11 protein-coding genes and 9 pseudogenes are annotated in these 22963 nt (G+C 46.2%); 16 read left to right on the top strand and 4 right to left on the bottom strand.

Features of this window, described 5'->3' with window-relative positions:
* The first annotated feature begins 1232 nt into the window (after positions 1–1232).
* Positions 1233–1415: a hypothetical protein gene (locus tag G5B60_RS03155; protein WP_164682631.1), complete on the top strand. Its 183-nt coding sequence runs from the start codon at positions 1233–1235 to the stop codon at positions 1413–1415.
* A 1588-nt stretch (positions 1416–3003) separates the two neighbouring features.
* Here the strand turns inward: G5B60_RS03155 and G5B60_RS11740 are convergent.
* Positions 3004–3090, bottom strand: a complete 87-nt coding sequence (locus tag G5B60_RS11740) for a hypothetical protein (RefSeq protein WP_430523654.1) — start codon at positions 3088–3090, stop codon at positions 3004–3006.
* A gap of 379 nt (positions 3091–3469) precedes the next feature.
* Here G5B60_RS11740 and G5B60_RS03160 point away from each other — a divergent pair.
* Both G5B60_RS03160 and G5B60_RS03165 read left to right on the top strand, forming a co-directional pair.
* Positions 3470–4570, top strand: a pseudogene (locus tag G5B60_RS03160) (aminotransferase class V-fold PLP-dependent enzyme).
* Positions 4539–5777: pseudogene (locus G5B60_RS03165) on the top strand (tRNA sulfurtransferase). The pseudogenes G5B60_RS03160 and G5B60_RS03165 overlap by 32 nt, the downstream one beginning before the upstream one ends.
* A gap of 47 nt (positions 5778–5824) precedes the next feature.
* Here the strand turns inward: G5B60_RS03165 and G5B60_RS03170 are convergent.
* Together G5B60_RS03170 and G5B60_RS03175 are read right to left on the bottom strand one after the other, a co-directional pair.
* Complete coding sequence (locus G5B60_RS03170; RefSeq protein ID WP_241154475.1) at positions 5825–6112, bottom strand: DUF960 family protein; 288 nt, start codon at positions 6110–6112, stop codon at positions 5825–5827.
* A 130-nt stretch (positions 6113–6242) separates the two neighbouring features.
* Complete coding sequence (locus G5B60_RS03175; RefSeq protein WP_164682634.1) at positions 6243–6659, bottom strand: DUF402 domain-containing protein; 417 nt, start codon at positions 6657–6659, stop codon at positions 6243–6245.
* 1403 nt (positions 6660–8062) lie between these two features.
* On the opposite strand from G5B60_RS03175, the gene G5B60_RS03180 reads away from it, so the two are divergent.
* The 6 genes from G5B60_RS03180 (at position 8063) to G5B60_RS11745 (ending at position 13210) form a co-directional block, all read left to right on the top strand.
* Positions 8063–8221 (top strand): hypothetical protein, encoded by a 159-nt coding sequence (locus tag G5B60_RS03180; protein ID WP_164682637.1) that lies wholly within the window; start codon positions 8063–8065, stop codon positions 8219–8221.
* A gap of 947 nt (positions 8222–9168) precedes the next feature.
* Positions 9169–9771, top strand: a complete 603-nt coding sequence (locus G5B60_RS03185; RefSeq protein ID WP_164682639.1) for a hypothetical protein — start codon at positions 9169–9171, stop codon at positions 9769–9771.
* A 246-nt stretch (positions 9772–10017) separates the two neighbouring features.
* A complete protein-coding gene (locus G5B60_RS03190; protein ID WP_164682640.1) occupies positions 10018–10296 on the top strand; it encodes a hypothetical protein in 279 nt (92 codons plus the stop codon).
* Between the two features lie 297 nt (positions 10297–10593).
* On the top strand, positions 10594–10785 hold the full coding sequence (locus G5B60_RS03195; protein WP_164682642.1) for a hypothetical protein: 192 nt from the start codon (positions 10594–10596) through the stop codon (positions 10783–10785).
* Between the two features lie 1714 nt (positions 10786–12499).
* Positions 12500–12718, top strand: a complete 219-nt coding sequence (locus G5B60_RS03200) for a hypothetical protein (RefSeq protein ID WP_164682644.1) — start codon at positions 12500–12502, stop codon at positions 12716–12718.
* 219 nt (positions 12719–12937) lie between these two features.
* Complete coding sequence (locus tag G5B60_RS11745) at positions 12938–13210, top strand: FtsW/RodA/SpoVE family cell cycle protein (RefSeq protein WP_164682646.1); 273 nt, start codon at positions 12938–12940, stop codon at positions 13208–13210.
* On the opposite strand, the pseudogene adhP reads toward G5B60_RS11745, so the two are convergent.
* Positions 13199–14251, bottom strand: a pseudogene (adhP, locus tag G5B60_RS03210) (alcohol dehydrogenase AdhP). The gene G5B60_RS11745 and the pseudogene adhP sit on opposite strands and share 12 nt — an antisense overlap.
* Before the next feature lie 736 nt (positions 14252–14987).
* Between adhP and G5B60_RS03215 the strand changes: the two are divergent.
* From G5B60_RS03215 to G5B60_RS11275, 7 genes and pseudogenes are all read left to right on the top strand, one after another.
* Positions 14988–16895: pseudogene (locus G5B60_RS03215) on the top strand (DNA topoisomerase IV subunit B).
* A 239-nt stretch (positions 16896–17134) separates the two neighbouring features.
* Positions 17135–18820 (top strand): annotated as a pseudogene (locus tag G5B60_RS03220) (septation ring formation regulator EzrA).
* 151 nt (positions 18821–18971) lie between these two features.
* Positions 18972–20423 (top strand): annotated as a pseudogene (locus tag G5B60_RS03225) (PTS ascorbate transporter subunit IIC).
* A 52-nt stretch (positions 20424–20475) separates the two neighbouring features.
* Positions 20476–20754 carry a PTS ascorbate transporter subunit IIB gene (locus G5B60_RS03230; protein WP_164682648.1) on the top strand — a complete coding sequence of 93 codons (279 nt, stop codon included), beginning with the start codon at positions 20476–20478 and terminating at the stop codon, positions 20752–20754.
* 194 nt (positions 20755–20948) lie between these two features.
* Positions 20949–21395, top strand: a pseudogene (locus tag G5B60_RS03235) (PTS sugar transporter subunit IIA).
* A gap of 93 nt (positions 21396–21488) precedes the next feature.
* A pseudogene (locus tag G5B60_RS03240) lies at positions 21489–22091 on the top strand (orotidine 5'-phosphate decarboxylase / HUMPS family protein); the annotation flags it as partial.
* A pseudogene (locus G5B60_RS11275) lies at positions 22083–22961 on the top strand (L-ribulose-5-phosphate 3-epimerase). The pseudogenes G5B60_RS03240 and G5B60_RS11275, both read left to right, overlap by 9 nt.
* Positions 22962–22963: the final 2 nt, after the last annotated feature.

Here is a 22963-nt window from a genome sequence, read left to right on the forward strand (position 1 = left end):
ATTGGGTACCCGCTATTTTTGGGTTGCAATAGAACAAAAGCCCAAAGAATTGGGGAATAAAAATGGTAAAACAATAGGACGATATCGTTAGTGTTTGCGGTCGTGCCGCAAGCGGGCCTGCCAATAGTGCGGCGATGTAAGGCGCCACAGTGCAATTGATTGAGGGCGTCACGGACGGAGGGGCCTGTGGCAACGGGGGTGCAGTGCCTCAAAAAAACATTTTGTAAGGCGCTCAAGTCTCTGAAGCGAGGCACAAGAAGGCTGGTAGCTATGGCTAGGAGATTCAGCCCAGCTCTTTAGACTTTAGTAAACTTAAAGAAAGCAGAGACGGCGAGATGTCTAGTGCGAGCCAGTCTTATGCCAACAACTAACAGCGTAACGACGTTGAGCGCATTGATCGCTAACCGACTTATGTCGGTCATCACACTGTAAGCGGCAACGGTGAGACTTATAACGCTCCGCACCTTACTAGTGCAACGGATGGGCGTCCGCTCGAGCCACATGCTCCAAGGAGTGAGCTGGCTGAGACAACTGATGATTTCTTTGCTGCGTAAAGTCTCTCAAACTCTGTGCTGGTCGCAGGAGCTGGCTAGATCGCAGCAGAGCTTGCTCGCGATCTAACTGAGCTGGCCGTAAAGACAGATCTTGCCTTTCGTCGTGACCATATCTTGCGTCGCTAACATAGCATGCAGTATGAGCAGGACAAGGCAGAGATGGTGACTGCAGGTATCAATTTGCACCACACAAGCATTCCCAAAACATTGACGAAAACCCAGCTTTGTAATCTCGTATAACAAGCGCAAAGTGCTGAGACGATTGAGGCCCAGCTTTTTAGCCGGGCTAGGAGTCTTTGTGAGGCTACGCAAAGCAGCGGACTTGTAAACACCGACATTCAGCTAAAAGCCACTGGCTAGATCGAGACAGATGCTTATGAAAATTCCTCTGTTTCTGCAGTTGATGCCTTTGGGGATGCTAAACCTGCCATTGCCAAGACACCCGCGGATATTGCAGCGGGGCGCTGACTGTCCCAGCTTTGCTTACACAACAAACTGGAAGAAACACTGGACTACACTAATGTGCCTAATGTTATAATCGCGCACCCTGTTATTGGCCCGGACGGGTTGTCGAAGTTAAAACCGAATGAAGTGTATGGCCTGGACAATGCTAAAGCCTACACATCAAGCTAACCGTCGATGTAAACGGAAGTAACCCATCACTGACCTTACGCACAGATGAAGCTGCTGCCGGTAGGCGCGGAAGAAACAGTCGCAGGGCTAAATGCTATCGGCGAGAACGTTGAGGAGAAGATACCTGGTTTTGCAGTAGCTATCAAAATGGCCGCCACTAAGGAAGAATTTCACAACACCGTTGAGCTCAACCTAACAGGTTCAGAAGAAAATGGCGCTATGCGCTAACGTGACCAAAGAGCTGCAAAGCTGCCTCTTTACTGCTAAACAGTGCTCGCTCAATTCTCCGCAAAAGTACAGCTAGCTTGTCAGTATGTAAAGGGAGCTAGGGTCGTCTTTTGCAATTTGTAACCAGGCCTCACAGTCTGCAACCTGACGGTAGCAATTGGGGTCATTGTCTAGTTGCTCCGCTACAAAAAAGCCAAATCTTATCACCGAGACGTCACACCTTGCAAGGAGCTCAAGCGAGCAATAAAGGGGCTATCTGCCTAATCTTGCAAAAAGCCTAGCTACCGCTTTATTTGTATATTGGCTTATCAGCCCGTCACGAAGACCCTTAATACAACCTTGATTGTGCGCACCGGCGATGACTATATTGGTGCACAACGGCTCCGTACGTTCCTCGAACAGCACGGTTAACAGCGTGTCTAGGTAGAGCTAGGAATTGGGCTAACCCAATGAATCGCCACAGACTAGTGACGACATCATAGCAAGCGCAGCGTTATCCTGCTGGTACCTTCCTCCCATAGCTAGCTGGATGCTCGCTAAAGCCAAATCTTGAAAAGACAAAACAAAAGCCTGCAATTGTCGCTTCCGAACCCAATCTTTAAGCAGCTCAAAAGTACGCGAGCGCATGTCATGTGCCTAAGCGTAAAAAATATCCCGGGCTACCTAACCCAAGGCATCAAACATCACATTGACACCTTGATCAAGAACATCAACTGTTTGCGTTGCGAGTGATTTGTGACTGTCGCACAGCGTATATGGGGAGTCAAAGCTGATAGAGGGGCAGACGCCAGCCAGCGCGCTAAAGCCGTTGGTCGCAACATGTAGTCCACCAATACCCGCTACAATCATAGCAAGTCACGGCTTTACTGTAGCAAAATAGCAAAACAGTAGCGCCGTGAATTGCTCAAACCCCGTAACGCGTCCATAGCGCGAATACCGTGATTCCAAATGCACCTTCATAGCTTGGCAAAGCAATTCAAGCTCTTCAGTAGAAAAAGGCACGCCGGCGATAGCAAGCCGCTCTTAAAAGTAAGGTATGTAAGGCGAATGTAAAGTGCCACCCCGGTAGTCACAAGAATGTAAGTGTGCTGGTAAGTAAGCAGTAGGAGAGTTTTTACCATTTGTGCCGAATTCATTGATACACGGCTATGAATCCTGCCCATTGCCGAGATCTGCTAGCAGTGCTAGTAAACCTGCTTAGAAAGGACGTATAATTTTTGCCAGATAAAAATGAATCCGATCACAAGTCTCTGTTGTCATGGTATAGGCCTATCAAACACGGATCAAACCAGGTGAAGCTGCAAATGGTGTAAGGGTTCGTGCTATCTGCTGTAGGGCTAGCAGCAGTAGAAGTAGGCGTGTCGAAGACTGTCGTTGTAGCGCTACTGAATACAATAGCCGTAGATGAGCTGACAGTAGGAGCGCTAGCCGGGGGCGCTGTGTTGCTGGTATAGTGATGTTGATCCACGACATCGGATGTTTGATTGTTATTAGAGGTGGCATCACTAGAGGTAGTAGGAGTGCTGTTTGAGGCTATTTCTTTGATAACGACGGTCTTAGAGGTGGATGTAGCGCTAGAAGCATTGGGCTATGAGCCGTTCATGGCATTGCTAAACCTGATACTTGCCACGATGTTACTCAAAACACTACACACAAGCGCTACTGTTTTTGGCAGCGCTCAAAAGCTTGTCTGGATGTGCTAGGTAGGTATTTAAAGAGATTGCGAGGAGTGATTCGCATTTGTATCCTGTCTGGAATAATTTTCTCACAGGAGAAGGTACTCCTTACAGACTGAGATGATTTGGCTAAGATAAACTAATCTCAACACCTGGTCCTTACCTGTTGATAGGAAAAAAATGGACTGGTTTGATTATAGGAGTGACTGACCTAAAAACCGATCAAACACTACATTGTAAAATGCTGGTCGCACGCGTAGGATGTGTTATACAAGTAGCCATTGACTACTATGCCTCGCCCAAAGATTTAAAGGGAGAAGGTATAAAAACAGGAGTGAATTTCACAATGCTGCCACGACCAGTCAAAATGATGAACTTATAAGGACTTATCAAGAATGTACAACCACAATGAATGGTCATCCCTCAAGTCTCCACAAACTCGGAAGCGATGACACCCGTAGCTGGGACGCGAGCCCGAGGCAAGGGGTGGATTTACTAAGGGTTCCGCCAAGCTAGAGTGATTTCAATTCAGCAGGAACAGAGAGTGACGCCTGGCCGCTAAAAGGCACGGCATTTGTAAAAAAGCAGGAGAACAGGCACTTCAGTGTGTCGACTATCGAGCATACAGCGGTTAAAGAATCGACTAAAAGGCAGAGCGAGCATGGTTTTGCAGTAGATTACGCACCTTTTCATAGTCGTCCTTATGTGGATGCAGCAGCGCTAGCCAAGCTCTTCAAACCAGAGACCATTCTGGGCTCTATCATGGCGTCACATAATTATATTGGTGATAGGCAATCGATAGTAGAAAAAGTAGAAAAACTATCGGACAAGCCAACCATCACCTTTCATGTAGATGCGGTGCAGGCGATTGGCAAGATTCCTTTTAGCGACTAGCGGAATTGCCGAGTGGTCCTAGCGTCGATTTCAGCTCTTAACTTACACGGTGGGCGTGGTGGCGGTATCCTTTACAGAAAAGAGAACAGGCGGAGCGGTCCACTGCAAACAGTTTGCGGGCAAGAAAGCGATTTGCGTTACACAACGGATCATGTTGCAGGTATTGCAGCGAGTGCGCGTGCGTTACAGATGACATTTTATACGGAAGCCTTGGTGATGTCAAACATCGCTAAGATGAAGCAGGACAACCACAGTGCGCTAGAAGACTATGCCGGTGGGCACCTTAACACAGATGAAGCAGGTTTTGCTCCAAATATCATCACCTTTGGTATCCGAAGTGTGCGTCGCGTGGTGGTGGCGCATGCATTTGTAGAGCATGACATCTATAGTTCCACGTCCTCTGCTTGTGCCTCCAAATCTCCTGCCATTGCTGGGACTCTGATTGCTATGGGAGTGCCCAAAAAAGCAGCACAAACAGCAGTACGGAGCGGTCTTGACTATGACGCCCACAGGAGTAAAGGGGAGCGATTTGTAACGATAATCGCACCCGTTTATGCAAAAACACCGAAAGTTCGAAGGGAATAGGAAGTATTCTCAAATGATTGGATGCCTTGGTGAGCTCTCAACGCAGGGTAAAAAACAGATGCTGTTTAGTAACAAACTCGCACCAAACAGGAAGCACCTTATGTCTAATTGTCCAGACGTGCCGGTAACGGCTGACCGGGACCGGGCGCCCGTCTAGTTCCATGGCACGGATTATCAGCTAGTAGCAGAGTCGTTCAAGCCGATTTTTGGGCTTCAAGCTAATTCGCTAGCTTACAAGCAGGAAAAGCCGGTGCCGACTATTCAAAAGGCAGTGCAGGACTTGTTGACTTCTAGTTAAAAGGACGGCATGACCTTCAAAATCACAGGCGAACCCCGTGAATTCAACTAACAGCTAGATAGCCCTGTGCATTACCAAGTCATGGGAAATGCTGTTTTGGCCGTCTCGCCACGAATAAAAGCCCAAATGAAGCCGCCTGATGTAAGTCCCAAGATTGAAATCCGAAACGAATCGGCTTAATTCTCGTATGAAAATATCAAGGGAGCTGGCGGTCTTCCGGTAGGAACGGAAGGGCTTTGTATGCTCTTGCTGTCGAGAGGAATTGGCTCACCTTTTCCAGGATATCTTGTGCTAAAGAGTGGGGTGGATATTGAGGCGGTGCACTTTGCTAGCCCACCTTATAACAGCACAGGTGCCCACAAAAAAGCACAAGATTAGACACGTAAATTGACGAAATTTGGCGGCGATGTCCAGTTGATCGAAGTGCCTTTTACTTATATTCAAGAAGAAATCAAGCCAAATGCGCTAGAAGCTAACTTCCGGACACTGACACGTCCTTATATGATGCGGAGCGCCCATCGTATCCGTGTAGAACGCTGAGGACTTGTGATTATCAACGGTGAGAGCTAGGAGCAGTTTGCGCCATTGACCCTCGAGTCGATGACGGCTTTCAATGCCGTCACGACAACCCTATTTATCCGTCCTGTCGTGACCATGGACAAGCTGGAGATTCTTGACGTCGTTCAAAAGATCGATACTTTGGATATTTCCATTCGGCCTTTTAAGGAGTGCTGTAACATCTTAGCGCTAGACCGTCCAAAGCCTAATCTTAAGATTCATCATGTCAAGCAGGATGAGGCTCGCTTACATGCGGAAGCGCAGGTGGAGCTAGCTGTTGCAGGTATCACCATCACAGAAATCAAAATTCAAGCAGACGCCGACGCTAGGTGTGACTTGATTGAGGAGTGAATATAAGGAGACGAAAAGCTGGGACATAAGTTGATTTTGTATACTACCTAAGGCCACCAAATCGCTTCCATCCCGCTCTCTTCAATGAGGCACACTGGATTAGTTAAAAAGGGATCTTCGGAAGTCGCATAAACAAACACAATGCTAATGCTGTTTTGTTGATCAAGATACTGGATGGTGAAAATGGCCACTCGCCTAAACAAATCAAAAGTCAGCTCTGCCTCCAGCGGTAACACTCCCTTTAGATAGTTATCGAGCACTTCCCACATGGTCTTGATGAGCTCTTGCGACAGTGATGTCGCAATACAAAAACCCGCATAGCTTACCTGAGTCACGACAAATGCTATAAAAAACTCGATTTAAGACTAATAAGGAGACGGAGATATCGCTCTAGCTTCTTAGAAACATGTAACGAGGCTGCGGTCCAGTATAACGGATGTACCAAATGTGGATATCGGCTGAAGATCATGGTCGATTTTGGTGGCAAATCCAATCTACCAAGAATTTCACAGAATCCTTTAAGATGTAGTCGATGTCTGCAGAGTATACAAGCTTACGCTGCTGCGCTACATACTCATCCACATCAAGCGATTTGTTGTCACCATCTGCAAAGACATAGACATCAAGCTCATAAACAATACACTTGAGAGCCTCCTCGTCAAGCCGATAAGGACTTGCTAAGTTGCAGTAGTAAGAAATCCGATTGTCACGGAGCGTGGCCACCATCTTGAACCAATACTTCTGGGGAAAGTAACCCATCGCAGGTTCACGCGTTACAGGCCACCTTCCTTCAATTGTGTTTACTAGAGCTTGGTCATCAACACCGAAAAGAGCATTTGCTGTAGGTTGTATTAATTTTGTAGCGCTCCTTGTGTGTTTCAAACTTCCTTCAAGTTGATAACTAACATTTGTAACACAAACGCTAGCATTGGGCTATGACAAGGCATATCAACTGTTTACAGTTCAAATCTATCCCTTATAGTTAATCACAATTTGTAAAACATCGCACCCCTAAGTGTAAGATTGTCCCAGATTTCTTGAATAATAATAGCAAAAGCTGTTCATCTTCAATAAAGTGTCTTTTGATGTCGCTGTAGTCAGAGCAATTTCGCATGAGAGCTAGAGTGAAGCGTTGTAACAGCTCATAGCCTACATAGCGTCTGCAGGAGTTAAGATGGAGTTTCTCCAAGTCTCGTACAATCAGTGAGGCCAATTGTTCAGTGTCTCGTTCAAGCTCTAGGCAGGCAACGGCTAGTGATGCTTCTGGACAGGAGAAGCCTTTTGTGGGGACGCTAACCTTGGCTTTCCTTATGCCAGCTTTTAGAGGCAAAATGGCTTGGTATTTTTGGCTTAGCTAGGCCGTAGGTTGTTCAAGCCCAGGGTTCAGGTCTTGAGAATCCAACGCTACTTCGCTGATGTCTTGCGAAATGCATTTAACCTTGGTCTTTTGCAGTGTGACGTAGGCACATTTGTCGCTAGTTGCTACGCTAACCTAGATATACGTATTAGCATACTTGGCGACGACATCCCATTGGGCTATTTGGAGATTTGTTGTGACTTTTCACATAACCGCTTCCTCCATCTCACACTTGAGAAGATAGTCACGGATTGCTATTTCCGTGCGTCGCTTGTAGGACCCAGCTTAGTGTGCCAACTTATTGCTATAAGTAAACTGAGAAAGGTCTTTCATAGCTGCAAACTCTTCTGGGCTGATGATTTAGGCCATGCAGAGGCGAAAGCGCACGCCGGTGGCCTCTGTGATGCAGCGACGTTCAGCTTCGCTTACCTCTAGTGTATAAAATCGCTGCTATTTGTACCGTGATGTGAGAATCATGGTTCATCCTTTAATGATACTTTGCCTTTATTCAAACACAAACTTCCCATTTGCTCAGTGTCTAGCATTGCGGTATACAAGCAGGAGAAATGTAAAGGTAAAACAACCATTTCCCCTCAAGATAAAGAGTATGGGCTTCCATGGCGAGAACATTCCTTATTATAAAAAGGCTTTCCTTATTGCAGCGGGAACATTCGCAGGTGAGGAAGTTTATTGTCCCATGGTATCAGTGAAGCGTAATTTAGGGCAGGTACGCTTCCTCCCTATAAACATCCCCTCACCTTAGTGTGTGCCGCCTGCCTGCAACATATATGAGACTTGTGGGGGCTGCCCGATTATGACCCTGCCCTAGGACCAGCAGCTTGCCTAGGCCGATGATGTAATCAAGCGAGCGCAGAAAAAGTTTAAACTAGAAGGCTAGGCTACATATGACAGACGTCCAAATTTTGGCATGGACAAGCATTGGCCTTACCGGGCTAAGTTGCAGTATCGCACTCGCAATTTTTGTGGCAGTGACAAGGCAGGACCCTATCAGCAGGTCAATTACCGCTCGGACGCACTTACTGACTGTGTATTAAAAGATGAGCTGACGCAGGTAATCATCAACTGAGTCATTCAGCTTTTAGATAATTAATTTCATCCTATTTACAGTGAACGTAACATCGCTAGTGTGCGTCCGGACAAGATACCCAAATGACAGGTAAGGAGTCAAGTATTGCTGAGAATCATCACCAGCAAGGAGCTAGAATTTCACCATGCGATTGCCGAGTAGAATCGAGAATGTACCCGTATAAAAACGGTAGAGGTCCATCTCAATAACAGCAAAACTAGCGACATTTATGGCGATAAAACTACTATCCTTTGGGAACAGGAGACGATCACAGAAGAAGTGCTTAATTACAGCTATTAGCTGTCTCCAAGTGATTTTGATCAGCTCTGTCCAGATCAAACCAATCGCTTCGAGAACGAGGGCGCTAGAGAGCTCGATGTCTCACCAAGCGACAAACTTATTGACTCTTACTGTAGTGTGGGGACTAACGGGTTTATCTTAGCGGACAAGCAGGCTGAAGAGCGGGGCATGGACATTTTCCCACAAGCTAGTGCAGATGCTAGAAAAAATGTCAAACACCTTCGCTAAAACGATGCTGTGTACGAAGCAGGAAAAGCTGATGACATCATCCCTCGCTAGTAGGCCGACGGCTTTCATGTCAATGCCAGAAGCGGTGACCCGCTACGCACAGGCCAAGATGACGCGTTGCTAGCGACTAGCTGAGATGTCCAAATTGTAAAACTGGACTACTTTGCTTGTAACGCTTCCGTCCTCGCACGTGCCCTCGCAAAACTAAGAAAGGTCTACACCGTAGACTACATACAGTCCGTCGATATGTGTACCCGTACAGCACGGATTCAGTGAGGCGTAACATTACATCGGACAAAATAACATACGATAAGCGCGGACACAAGATGGTCTAGTTTTTAACCTTAAAACTGGAAGAGTATGCGAAAATAACTATAAAACACCAGAAAGTGAGGATATCATGGAGATATATTTAAGAAATGCCGAGTTTTGGCTCGATGACGAAAGCCGTTGCAGTTATCGGAGGAGCGACGCTTGTGCTGGGACCGGTAGGTTTTGCCACCAAAGCCCAAGCCGATGTGGTGAAGACTCACGAAACGACTAGTCAAGAAGCACAGCAAGTAACCCTATTTACACAGGAGCCGTTGGCTAGTGCTAAAGAGGATGCAGCTAACGCTACAGAAGCCGTGAACAAAGCTCAAGCTGAAGTAGGAAGGGCTCAAGAAGTTGTTGCTCTTCGGCAAGCCGAAGTGTACAGCTTACAGTCAGAAGTAGCAACAGCAGAGGATCATGTAGCTAAGCCAACACCTGGGGATATTCATCAAGCAGATTCGGCAATCACAGCAACGACAGATGAGATTGCCAACAAAAGACATCCCATCAGTGACGCAAAGGAAACAGAAGCTACAGCTAAGGAAGCAGGAGCTGCACAGGAAACAGCAGGCAATCAAGCGCAAGACCGTGCTTCGAAAGCACAAACAGCAGTACATAGCGCACAGGAATCCGTTGAGCAAGCGCAAGCTAGTAGGTGTGGGACAAAAGCTCAAGCGGACTACTATAAAGATGAAAGCCCGCAAAGGTAAGGAGATGCCCATAAGGAAGTCGTTGCGAAAGCGCAAACCGTATTAGCTGACGTTCAGGCAGCCGATGTCAAACAAGCGCAAGCTAGTGACGCAGCAGAAAAAGCACAAACCACAGCCCAAGCCGACCTGGACACGAAAGTAGCAGCACTAGTTCCAGCAAACCCCAAAGCCGCAGAAACAGCTAATACACTACGCACTAGGTAAGGAGTTTTTACTAAAGATGAAAAAGACTACACGGCTTTCAATATGCTTACCTTACCTGATGAGTATGCAGCAGCACTAGAGATGCCTTACAACCCAGACATCACCTCGTATGATGTGGATGAAACTGGCGGTTATGTGTTACATATCGACGAAGTAGACGACGAAAGACAAGCTGCAGGTGATCGGATGCTAGCACAGGAGCAGCCGGTTTCGAAGACAAATGTGTTTAAGACTAATCCAAATGAGGTGACTGCAGTTTACTATACACATAACCTAACAGGTACAGTCATCACAGTGATTTCTTTATTTGCCACTGATTAGATTAAACAAATTAGAGCATACTTTCATACGCTAGAAACAGTAGGTACAAGCTCTAGCGTGCCATTTGCAGACTTGGTAACCCATAGTGAGATTGCAGATAAACATCATACATGGACTAAAGGGCATGATGGCAAAGCGATTAAAGCAGCAGCAGCTAAGTAGGTTTTAGACACCCGCGCGCTACTATTGACAGAGATGGATGTCCAGTTGTATGAAAACTTCGCAGGCACTTTTATTGGGAAAACTTCGACACTTTCTCAATTGTAAAGGGAAGTCTACAGTTCTAGTGTCTAAGTAATGTCTGGTGTTGCAGGTGGTGGCGTAGAATGGGACCATGACGGCTCAGTTGCTGGCGTCCCATGTAGAGATGAGGAAGTTCAGGTGACTTATCTTGGTGTTGATTTCACCAGCCCTAAGGGCTTTCTTGGTGGCTTACATTTTATTGCTTTTCATGGTACAGACGTTGAACAAGCTACAAAGGATAACTAACATACTACTCCTAGTGAAAATAACAGTACAGCAGCAGCGATCACAGCAAGCTACAATCAAGCTAAAGCAGATTTAGAGCAGGCTACAAGTGCTAATGCTCAAGCGCAAGACGTATACGTTAAAGCGCAAGAGGCAGTGCAGTCTGCACAGGACACGCGTGACGTTGCGAAAGTAGCTCTAGCTTCTGCAAAGGTAGTAGCAGTTCAAACCCCAAGCGCCCAAGAAAAGCTAGCCTAAGCAAAAGCTAAGCTAGCAGAGTCTACTAAAGACAGTGACGCAGCCCAAGCCGTAGTAGCGAGTCTAACTGCAGATTTCAACACTAAGAAAGCTAACCTGGAAGCAGCTAAAGACGTGCTTGTGGACAAACAGGAAGTACTGGACAGCGCCACGGCAGCTAACGATGCTGAAGTGTCTAAGCTAACCAACTTGTAAGCCCGTCTGGAAGCAGCTACGCAAGCCGTAGCAGATCTGGAAGCTAAAGCACAAACCGTGACCGTTCAGTTGGCTTCAGAAAAACAAGCTCTTACTGATTAGAAGAATGCACCAGAGTTGCACAGACATCCCCAAGCTAAACTCGCCCCAGCCCAAGCAGCGCACAGAGCTTCCGAAGAAGTGCTCGCTCAAAAAGAAACTTTGCTAGCAGAACTCGCAGACACCCAAGATGAAAAACAAGCTCTTTGCAGCAGTTTATCGGAAGCGTATGATAGGTAAGGGGAAGCAGAACCCCAAGCTGGTCTTGCGAAACATTCGGCAGCTAGTGAAGCTCTGGGCCTGGTTGCCGTAGCAGTTGTAAATGAAAAACGTAAAGGGGAACCTTTTGGCGTAGATGAAGTAGCAAGCGCCAGACATCCACCAACAGTTGCTAAGCCTGCAGCCCGTAACGCCACGGCTTAAGGGGCGCCGAAAGCACATGTAAATAAAACAACGAAAGGACATCCCATTGTGCCAACTACAGGTGATGGGAAGTCACGAAATGCAGTGATTATTGCTCTTGGTTCATTCTGGATTGCCATTTCGCTAATTGGCCCACGTCCTAAACAGTACTAATAATATTACAGAAAATAAAACGAAAGGTAGCTAGTAGGAGCTGCATGTATTGGATGCGTAACTTACAACTGGAACTCGAAAGGAGCAGAATTTTTAGGAAGGAAAGCTAAAGATTTGTTGAAGAATTTTTGAAATGGCGGTATACAATTTGCTAGAAGACGTAGAGAGGAAAACAATGAAAAAATTCAAGCAAATTTTTAAGCAAAATCTTGATGACGGTCTTTTCATGCCCGTCTGATTTTTGATTTTAATTCGCTTGGTTGTAATCTATAGTTCCACAGCTAATGATTACAGGCAGACAGTGATATCCGTGTTGGCGCAGCGAGTCGTTTGGAATTTCCTTGGTTGTGGCTTACCTTAGTTGGACAAGATGTTTAAGACTTCTTATTAGGGGAAAGCCACGCTGAATCGCTATGTGTTGGGACATGTACTGATGGTGCTTTCCTCGAATTTTTACAGTCAGGCTTTTGTGGCGAAACATGGTGCCAAAAACTTCGGGACCAGTGCCAATACGCTATTGTTTCAGCCCTCAGAGTTCATGAAACTCTCCTAGATCTTGGCTCTTGCGATCGGGACGGTCTGGTGGCGCCCTAACTTACAGGCAGTAGATAGTTAGAAAGACGACAGGCAATTTCTTCACTTTTATGGCATAGTGACTCTACTATTTATGAGCTTACTCGCTAACCAAAACGACTTGGGAATAGCTAGGGTCTTTATGGCAAAATTGGCCGGTGTAGTTTTGCTCTCTGGTATGTACCGGCGGATTTTGATTCCGGTTATTGCCCCGGTTGTAGTGGGGGAACCTCCTTATTGGATTGTTGTTGACGTCCCAGGAGGTAAAGGGTCTCGCTACAAGATGAGTATGGACACTTATCAGATCAACTGATTAGTTGCTTGGTTTGACCCCTTTAAGTATGCCGTAGGAATTGCCTAGCAGCAAACCCAGAAAATGATTTCTAACGGGAGTTGTGGCGAGCTTGGGAAAGGCTTTCATGTCCTAGCCTTAGAGGTTCCTGTCCGTGAGAGTGATATGAGAATCACTGTGATTGCTGATGACTTTCGCTAATTGGGAAGTAGTAGTGTCTAACCTCGCTACCTGCATGTCATGTACCACAAGCTGCTCAGTCCTATAAAGTCCAAAAAGCGGTTTTACACCTTGATCAAACATGGAGTAATCAAGATGCTTAGCTATCACATTTTTGAAAATATCGGAGCTGCCCTGGGCTTCTTGCCAAGGACGGGTATACAGCATCCTTTGATCAAACAAGGAGGTAGCTCGCTCATTAGCAATATGAGAGGTGGCGGCTTGGTACTGTACCTGACTAATCAAAACCGAATGAAACAAAACTATTCCCGAAGAAAACATTTAGAAAGCTAGGTGAAAACTTACCTTATTAGGGCTTTGCAGGCTAAAGTTAAGGGCTTTGCGACCTGGCATACGTCCTTGTGTCATATCATCAACGACTTGGGGACCGCTGTCTACTGGTACTGTTTCATCGACAGGAACTACTAGACCTGGACCACCAAATGCGAACGCTACTTCCAGCTCTTTGCGAGTACCAACGATCGAGCCTAGGCCATGGATGCAATCAAGCGCCGCTAGCACAATGCTGAGTTCCATGTACACTGACGGAAGCCCAACGGAAACGACAGTTCCGTCGGCCCGCACGCTGTCTACACCTTGGTTGAAAGCCACTGTAGAGACAGCAGAGACGACAACACCGGGACAGCCGCTAGGTTGTTCTGGCATATAGGCAGGGACATCTTCGATGTCAGGACCGAGCACAATAAGATCTCCACCAACTGCTATTGCTAAATTAAGGTTATCTTGGTTGATGTCAACAGCAACGACATGAACATTCGAGGCTTTAGGAGCGTCTTGTACACCTAGATTGCCAAGTCCACCGAATCTATAAACAGCTAGTCATTCGCCTCGAGCTGCACCAGCTTCTTTGATCGCTAACTGAGTCGTGACACCTGCACAAGTGATAGAAGAAGCTTTCGCTGGGTCTAGGCCATCAGGGACTTTGACAGCATAATCGGAAGTCACAACAGCATGCTCTCTCACACCACCGGCGACATTGTAGCTAACATTTTTCACGGAACGGAAGAGCTTTTCACGTCCTGTTGTACACTATTCGCCGTAGCCACAGCCCTCAACGAACTACGCAATGGACACGCGGACGCCGGCTTTCTGTGATGTCAATCTGTCACCAAGTTGTTCCACAATACCGAACCCCTCGTGGCCTAAAATAAGCCCAGGTACTGTACCAAAGTTACCGGGCGCCACGTGCAACTCTGTATGGCAAACCCCACAATGCTCTACCGTGACCAACGCTACTCTATAGCCAATTTCAGGCAGTTCCCGGACGACAATTTCAACACCCGCGCTAGTTGGATTTGCAGCAACACCTTTCAGGACAAAACTTCCAGAAGTCATTGGGTATGAAATCGTTTACAACGGGATTGTACATCTTAACACAAACTCTGTCAACCCTTTAGGATTCTTTCAAGAAAAAAGTCTAGAAAGCCCAGTCATCTTTGGAGAAATTAGCATCGTAAGCCCCGAGTTAAGCAAAATCTGGTATACAAGTAAATCTGCATCACGATGCTTATAGTTGGGATTAGGGCGGTAAGCTTTTCGATAAATGCGAGTTGTCAACACATCCCGTAATCAAAGCTCTAGAACATTTTCGCTTGTGAGCTGCTCAGGATGTGGTGTATCATCAGTTCCAGCAGTCTACACCAGTAGCGATTTCCCATTTGGCCCAAAAAGAAAACAATTTTTTACAAATTTGCAGGGAAGACGAGGCACAGAGCTAGGAGCATCCGATAATAGAATCGGTTTCAAAGGAAGTTCTTGCTAAGATTGTAGCTTCTGGTGGGCGCCATTTAGGAGTCTCACACCGGGACAGGCAAGTGCTTTCTTAGATGAAAAACACAGGTATCTCAGGCTATTTTACAGAAGGGGAAACTTTGGAGAGTGGCTAACCTAGTAAGCCCGATCCTGAGAGTATGCTGTATTAGAAGGACAAAAAACCCGTAACAACTGGAATTGCGATTGGGGACCGCAATATTGACTGTGAAGCTGGAGAAGCCGCAGGCATTGCGACCTTAGTGGTTGATGGAAAAAAAGCATTGATGGAGAAAGTAAAATAAAGGCCGAAGAAAAAAAGTTAGAAGAACGTGCACAAGAGTATAACGCTAGCCCGATTCAAGTATCAGCGGGACTTGTGGCTTTTCAGATGCTTCTTGGGATGTACATTGGCTCAGCCTCGTCAGAAGGGCAGTACCACCTTGATTGGGAGATTGTGGACAACGTCATTCGCGAGGAGCTAGCAGGCATTGCAACCCATATTGAGGTGATTAGTGAGCCCGATGATTCCATTACCGGTAGTGATGATGGGAGTGGGATTCCTGTTGATATTCAAGAAAAAACAGGGCTTCTTGCTGTTGAGACGGTCTTTACCGGGCTTCACGCCGGTGGTAAGTTGGGCGGTGGCGGCTGCAGGGGTTCTGGTGGCTTACCCGGTGGTGGCACATCCGTAGGCAAAGCCCTTTCAACACAGCTGGATGTAAGGGCTTATAAAAACGGACGTCTTCATGTACCAGAGTATACGCGAGGTCAGGTAGTAGCAGCCTTAGATGTAATCGGTGAGACCGACCGCCCAGAAACAACTGAGCACTACACACCCGACAGTGCCATTTGCATAGAAACCGCGACCTATGACTTTGATAAGCTAGCCAAACGTGTGCCAGGTCTTGCCTTTTTGAACCGTGGGCTTAGGTTTTCCATTACCGATAAGCGCGAAGGTAAAGATCAAACGCAATCTTTCCACGATGACGGTGGGATTGCTTCTTATGTGTACGTAATCAATGAAAATACAGGTCTTCTCTTTGAAGACTCTATTTATACCCATAGCTAGAGGTATGGGATCACAGGGGAAGTGGCGGTGCAATACAAGACTAGCTAGCATGAGACCTTCAAGAGCATTGCCAATAACATACATACAGGTGATCGAGGAACCCACCAGCAAGGCTTTCGAACTGCATGGACACGTGTAATCAATGACTACGCGAAGGAAAATAAACTGTTCAAAGAAAACGAGGACAACGTGACCGGTGAGGAAGTCCGTGAGGACTTGTCAGCTGTCAGTTCAGGCAAACACCCAACTCCACAATTTGAAGGGCAAACCGAGCCTAAACTTCGCAATTCAGAAGGGGAGAAAGTTACTAACCGCTTCAGGAGCGATGCCAGAGGCCGTATTCTCCTTGAAAATCCTCAGATTGCTAAGAAAATCGTTGATTCGGGGATTCTTGCTTCAAAAGCTCGTAGTGCAGCCAAGCGTGCTCGTGAAGTGACTCGCCCAAAGTCAGGTCTGGAGTTTTCAAACCTAACAGGGAAATTAGCAGACTGTTCATCAACCGATGCAAGACATAGTGAACTCTTCAGTGTTGCGGGAAATTCAGCGGGCGGTTCAGCCAAGGTTGGACGCAATAGTGGGTCTCAGGCGGTTTTACAGGTTCCCGGGAAAATTTTCAACGTCGAAAAAGCCAGCATCGATAAGAAATTGGCCAAGGATGTGGTCAGAAGCTTCAGGACAGCCATGGGAATAGGCTTTTGTGCAGCCTTTGATGTCGTGAAGGCACGCTAACCCGAGCTGGTCTTCAAGACCGATGCCGATGTCGATGAGTCTCACATACAGAGACGAATATTCGCGCTTCTCTATCGTTTCAAGCGCCCTGCGCTGGAGGCAGGCAACGCTTACCTCGCACAACCACCGAGTTAAGGGGTTCAGGTCGGAAGTGAGATCAAAGAGTACATACAAACAGGTAGCAACCAAGAACCAGAGTAGCAAGCTGCGATTTAGAGCTACACCAGTGGACGCTCAAAACCAACTGTACAGAGCTACAAAGGTCTGGGTGAGATGTGTGACCATCAACTTTGGGCAACGACTAGGGGTCCAGATCACAGCTAGAAGGTACGCGGTTCAGGCGATGATGCCGCAGAAGCAGACAAAAGTTTTGATATGCTGATGGGAAATCGTGCAGCGCCACGCTGAGAGTTTATCGAGGATCATGCTGTGTACAAGAGACGAGCAATTTGATACTAAAGTTTTTTGAAAAAACCGCAGATTTATGGTATACACCTAAACTTACATTTTAGGAAGGAAACGATAATTAGAAAGTATACGTAGCCTATGCATCATCAGGCTACTTCAGTGTTGTGAAGGCGAAACTCAGGTCTAGCGGACTTATCTTGCACCTCCTGGCTATTTTCTTGATAGTGGTAGTAGCTTAGTTGGCAGGAGTGATTAGACGTATGCGTAAACAAACTCTCACCGCTACCCTAGAAGAGCGCAAGCAAGCTCTACTCGAATTGCCCGTACAGGACGAAATTGACTCGTTAAAAGAGCGTCATCTCACAGGACATAGTCAGACGGCTTTCTGAGAGTGGAGTCAGAAAGGGTCAGACGTTTCTAGAAATGTCTTTCCAGAAATTGAAGCCCACACCTTAGAAGCTGAAAGTTTAAACGATACGTTTAACTTCAGTAAGGCACAGAATGAAATGGACAACGCTGATAGCCAGCTTAACCTGGGTGAAGAGCATATTGTAGCTAGTCGTGAAGCGCTTTCTAGCCTAAAAGAGCAGGAAGAGAAAAACAGTGTACGCGGGACTCAGGCCCTCGACTGGGCTGACTTGCTTCAAAAAAATCTCGAAGAAAACCGAGGCAAAATTGGCCCAACTATGCCCGAAATTGAAAAACAATTGAGCAATATCGAATCGGAGTTCTCGCAGTTTGTGACTTTGAACTCGACTGGAGATCCGATGGAAGCTTCGGTGGACCTAGTTCGTGCTGAGGAGCGCACCAGTGCTCTGGGTCAAATTTCTGGTCAGATTCCAGCTATTTTCGCTAAACTCGACGATGATTGTACGGAGCGGTTCGATGATTGGGATCATGGCTACACACATCTTCTTGAAGCGATTTATCATGTACCTGATTCGGATATTGAGGCACGCTTCCGAGTGGACCGTTGTGATGTCCCAGCCAATAGCTTTTAGCTAGTAACTTAAGACCTGGACCGGGCGCGTGAGGATAGTGAAAACATTCAGGCTAAGATTGACTCGCCCTATCAACTGTGTGAGCTTGAAATTGAAGCGCCCAAAGTGTCTAAGCGGGACACTAAACTTATCCTAAACTACCTCGCACAAGCTAAGGAAAATACAACCAAGCTGGAAAAAGAAATCCGTCGTTTGTCTGTCCGCTAGATCCTAGCAGAAAATAACAAATGGACTTTTCAGCCTTTTGTTAGTGGGTCAGAAGCCAGTGAGCTTGAGGGTATGTCATCTGTGGAGTCGTTGGCCCAAGCAGAAAAGCCATTTGCAGAGTAGCAAGTGCTCTGTGATAAAGCCTGGAAGAAATTGGGTGAAGTAGAAGATGAACCCATAGATTTTTACCATGAGAGTAAGGAGTTAGAAAAAATCGAAGTAGTGGCACGCAAGAACGTAGACGGCTATCTCGAGTGTCTACATGTAATCAAGCGTTTCAAGGAAAAGCGCAATCTTACAGGGATGCCTCCAGATAATAGGAGCTTCTTCTTTGCAGCAAGCGTACAATTAGAAGCTCTGATGGAAGAGCAGAGCTGAGAGCGTCTTGATATCATGGCGGTGAGCTGACTGTCTGAGGTCGCCACCAAAGCTAATCACAATCTGGAAGGCTCTGCTCATCAGGTCGTGCCAGGAGCTTTGCTCACAGATCAAGTGCTCCAATGCTCTAAACGCTACCGCAGCATGGAGCTTAACATTCAGCACAGAATGGAGCAGGCCCTTAGCCTAATGGAGGTGGACAATAACTATGCAGCATCCTTTCGCGAGTTTTCAAATGAGCTAGAGTGAGTGGAGCTGGGCTTCACAGATCGTTTTGTTAGCTCTTATGGGAAAACACGTGAAAGAATATGCCTATACAAGACTGGTTGTCCAGTCTAGTAGGTTGCATGTCATGAAGAAAAGATCAAAGTGAGTCTAGTTTTGCACACATATCTGTGTGTGTATGGGTCTTTTGTGTAAGCGCATGCTATTGTATACGATAACAGGAAGGACTTACGACAACGAAAAAAATGAAAAAAGGAGAAATTTTATGGATGTACGTATGGACATTTTCAAGTGGTTCTCGCCCAACATTTTGTAGAAACCGGCTAGCTGTGTTGTTTGCTTGGATGTCATGGCATACGCATTACTTTAGAAACCTGGCTAAGATGTTTTCGCTGGAATTGTAAAAACACCGGTTGGAAACATGATTGTGGATGCAGCCGCTGGAGGAGTGGTTAGCACTTTCCGCCCTATCTTCACGGCTTTGAACTACAAGTTTAACATAGGACCGTCAGTGATGGACCCTTACTTTCGTTTGACAGCCGCTAACTAAGAAATTGCCGAAGAATGTACCAAATTTGTGAACGTTGTTACCTCGGCTAACTTGGTAGGGAGCTGTGTTAACATCTTACTGGTTGCACTACGTAAGATTACAAAATTTCAGACCCTCTTCAGTACAGGTCACAACATGGTACAGCAAGCGGCGACAATTATATTTATGGAGCTGCTCAGAGCAGCTTTCCGAGTAAATGAAGTGGTTGCAACATTTGCTTTTCGTCTTGTCTGTGGTCTTTACGGGTCAGTCAGCGCAAACAGGACTTTTCAGCCAACCCAACGTTTAACAGGTGGGGGAGGTTTTGCCATAGGACACCAACAACAATTTGCGATTGGGTAACTTGATAAAGTCCCACCAAAACTTGGTAAGAAAGAAGGAAACCTGGACAGCCTCGACTTACCTACTGTATTGAACATCTTACACGATACGGCGGTAGCGTCTGCAACCCGTATGTTTGTCTTAATGGTAGCTAGCCAATTTGTCTTAGGTCCACACATCATGTCAAATGCCGAAGTCAGTACATCAGGAACGCTTTGCAGTATTGTAAAACAAACATTCTACATGTATGGGCTTCAAACACCCAGTACCTGCTCATTATCCTTCTTCAGTTAGAAGCAGGGGGGACGTATGTTAGTGGGAGAATGGACAGATGCCAGCCAACGCAGTTCCAACAAACTGCTTCCTGGTTCATTCCCACCAGTCGACGTTGCACCAGCCTTTCGTTTTGGTTCTCCAAGTGCCGTGCTCTGTGGTTTTGCAACGGGTCTTATAGGACACTTGATTGCAGTAGGAATATTAATTGTCTTTAAAAACCCTGTTCTCATCATTATATGTGTAGTTCCTGTATTCTTTGACAAAGCGGCAATCGCATTATCCGCAGACAAAAGTGGGGGAACGAAAACAGCTCTCACACTAGTTTTGATCAAAGGTGTAATTCGACTTGCCTTTTGTGCTATCGCCGGTAGCTAGCTACGTCTTGTCGGGGGAAACCATGGAAACATAGACTTGGATATGCCATGGGTACCATTTGCTCACTTCTTCAAAAAACTCGGTGTAATTAGTGATGAATTAGTGTGTTTGTTCTTGCTTATCATTCCACAACGTCAATTTGCAAAAACACGAGGCAAGGAAGCTTACTACCGGGGAGAAGCTCTGGGAAAATAATTTCTTAACAGTGGTACAATCGTAATAAAAAACAATTTCGGAGGAAAATTTTATGGTCAAAGTACTCACAGCAGGCCGAAACGCTAAGGGTTCATCAATGGTTGTCATAGTGAAAATCGAAAACGCAATTCGACACTTAGGTGTATCGAAAGTACAAACTGCAGTTAGTGCGGTTCGTGAAGCCAAGGGGTTGGCAGTAGGATATGACATAGTGGTTGCATCTAACCAACGTATCCATGAAGTGGATGGACGTCCTCATGGCAAACTGATAGGACTGGACAGCCTCGTGGACGATAAAGAAATCAAAACAAAACTAGAAGCTGCGTTTTGATAACATGGCACAACAATAGAAACATTGTGAGATGTTTACTTTTGCCATGACGCATCAATAATCGGTGAGTGAGTTGTAATCTGATACGGCGATGAGCACTCACTCCCTTATTTATTAGAAAGATAGAAAGTAAAAGAGGAGTTATCGTGGATTTAAAAACAACATTTATTGAAAACAACGCAATTCGCTAGCGTTTGACAGCAAAAGATCAACAGGAAGCGGTAAATTTATCCGTTGAGCCGTTGAGTGAAAACGGTGCCGTTCTTACAGGATACTACGATGCAATCAGTGTAGCTACAAAAGAACCCGGTCCTTACTACAGTTAGACACCTGGTATGGCAATGCCTCAAGCTCGTCCTGGAGCTGGTGTACAGCGCGATGACTTTGCATTGATTGCATTGACAGAGCTAGGGACTTTCACCCATAGTGAAGAAGCAGTTGGAATATTGCCTAATGCTGCAACCAGCTCTGCTAATCACGCATCATTCGCTATCCCACAAATCATTGCTAACTTTGAAGTGGACAAAGCTAATGACCGCTTGCTTGCTTGCCAGGATATTGTAGATGGGCTTGCTCTGGTTCGCGAATCTAGAAACAGCCCAGATCTTGAAGGCTTTTACTTTGACGAAGGACTAAAATAGCTAGAAACGCAATTTGATTCGGAGCGATTAGAAAGGACAAAACAAATCCTAAATTTGCAGGTTGCACTAGCCTACTCAGACCAGTAAGGAGCTATCAAAACAGCCGTTTCTGGCGGACATGAAGTTGATGTTATCGAATCAGGTACACTTTGTCTCCTCCAAGTAGGTAGCGAACTCGTTGAAGTGCTTCGTAGCCTTTTCCCACGCAAGGTTATCGTAGCAGATACTAAATGACCGTACGCTAGTGGTACACTCGCTAGAAACAGAGCTTTGCGTTGTGCTGACTGGATGACATGCAGTTGCTCTGCTACTATCCCAACCATGAAAACAGCCCTTTAGGCTATCCAAGAAGCCCGGGGCGACAAAGGAGAAATCCAAGTCGAACTCTCCGGTGAGTGGACATACGAACAAACACAACAATGACTTGTCGCTGGTATCGTACAAGCTATTTACCACCAAACACGTGACGCAATTCTACCTCCTGAAACTTGGGGAGAAAGAGACCAGAGCAAGGTTACGAAATTGATTGATTTGGGCTTCCGTGCAGTTGGAACAGGTGGGTTGTCTGTAGACACATTGATTCTAATGGAAGGTGTAGATGTCTTTAACGTAATCGCAGGTCGTGGAATTACAGAAGCAGAAGGTCCAGCAGCAGCAGCTCGTGAATTTGAAGACGAAATCAAACGTATTAGGGGGTCAGCTAAGGTACGCCCAAACGGAATTTATGATTCGGCAGAGCCTAAGCACTACACGTGGTTAGAGAGCTAGAATTTTGCCAAAGGACTAGGTTTTGACTAACTTGAGTTGTATAATGACGAGTCAGACGAGAGCTAGGTACGCCTTGAGTGGCTTAAGGAAGAAAGCTAGGGGTTCGTGAAGGCGGTTTTTGAGACGGGAGTCCGTGTGCCAACCATTACCGTTAGTGGACACCGGTGTAGCCCAAAGGGCGCAAACGACCCTGAAAAAGAAGTACGCGCCATGGACATGATGAAAAAATGTAGTGTCTATGCTCTGGACATTGGTGTTAGCAATGTCCAGTTGGCTGGAAAAGATGTTTATTACGAGGAAAAATATATTGTAACACGTGCGTGTAGCATCAAAAACTCACGTGAAGCCTGCACTAGGGCCGAAGAAGCCCAGATAATTCTTTCTAGAGAAATCATGTGTGACCCATTCATGAACTCTCTTGAGAAATTCTAGGTAGTTGATTCAGAAATCGACTCACCAGATCTATTTGTCTACCCAGGTACAGGAAATGTCTCAGCTTGGGGCAAGGACAATGGTAGCGGGTTTTACAAAGGACACCGCCCTATCGCAGCTCTACACGTACGAGGCACCTATGCTGGTACTGTAACCAAACAAGGGCGGTTCCGTGTTGTGCCATTTGGCGGTGGCTTTGTCGACTGGGAAGCCAGCTTTGATGGAATGAAAGAGACAAACTACAACGTACCATGCCTCCTTGATTTGTGGCTTGAAAATTCTGAAACGGTTGCGGTAACACGTGCAGAAATCAAGAAAACACCAGATAATTTTTACCCATTGATTGAGAAAACGGGTTTACGATAGAA

The organism is Streptococcus hyointestinalis (assembly GCF_011039275.1).
GTDB classification, from domain to species: Bacteria; Bacillota; Bacilli; order Lactobacillales; family Streptococcaceae; genus Streptococcus; species Streptococcus hyointestinalis_A.

Excerpts from the sequence above, each read along its gene's own strand:
- G5B60_RS03155 (WP_164682631.1), top strand. The coding sequence starts at position 1,233 with ATGAAGCTGCTGCCGGTAGGCGCGGAAGAAACAGTCGCAGGGCTAAAT.
- G5B60_RS03230 (WP_164682648.1), top strand. The coding sequence starts at position 20,476 with ATGGTCAAAGTACTCACAGCAGGCCGAAACGCTAAGGGTTCATCAATG.
- G5B60_RS11745 (WP_164682646.1), top strand. The coding sequence starts at position 12,938 with ATGTACCACAAGCTGCTCAGTCCTATAAAGTCCAAAAAGCGGTTTTAC.
- G5B60_RS03195 (WP_164682642.1), top strand. The coding sequence starts at position 10,594 with ATGTCTGGTGTTGCAGGTGGTGGCGTAGAATGGGACCATGACGGCTCA.
- G5B60_RS03185 (WP_164682639.1), top strand. The coding sequence starts at position 9,169 with ATGCCGAGTTTTGGCTCGATGACGAAAGCCGTTGCAGTTATCGGAGGA.
- G5B60_RS03180 (WP_164682637.1), top strand. The coding sequence starts at position 8,063 with ATGGACAAGCATTGGCCTTACCGGGCTAAGTTGCAGTATCGCACTCGC.
- G5B60_RS03190 (WP_164682640.1), top strand. The coding sequence starts at position 10,018 with ATGCTTACCTTACCTGATGAGTATGCAGCAGCACTAGAGATGCCTTAC.
- G5B60_RS03200 (WP_164682644.1), top strand. The coding sequence starts at position 12,500 with ATGAGCTTACTCGCTAACCAAAACGACTTGGGAATAGCTAGGGTCTTT.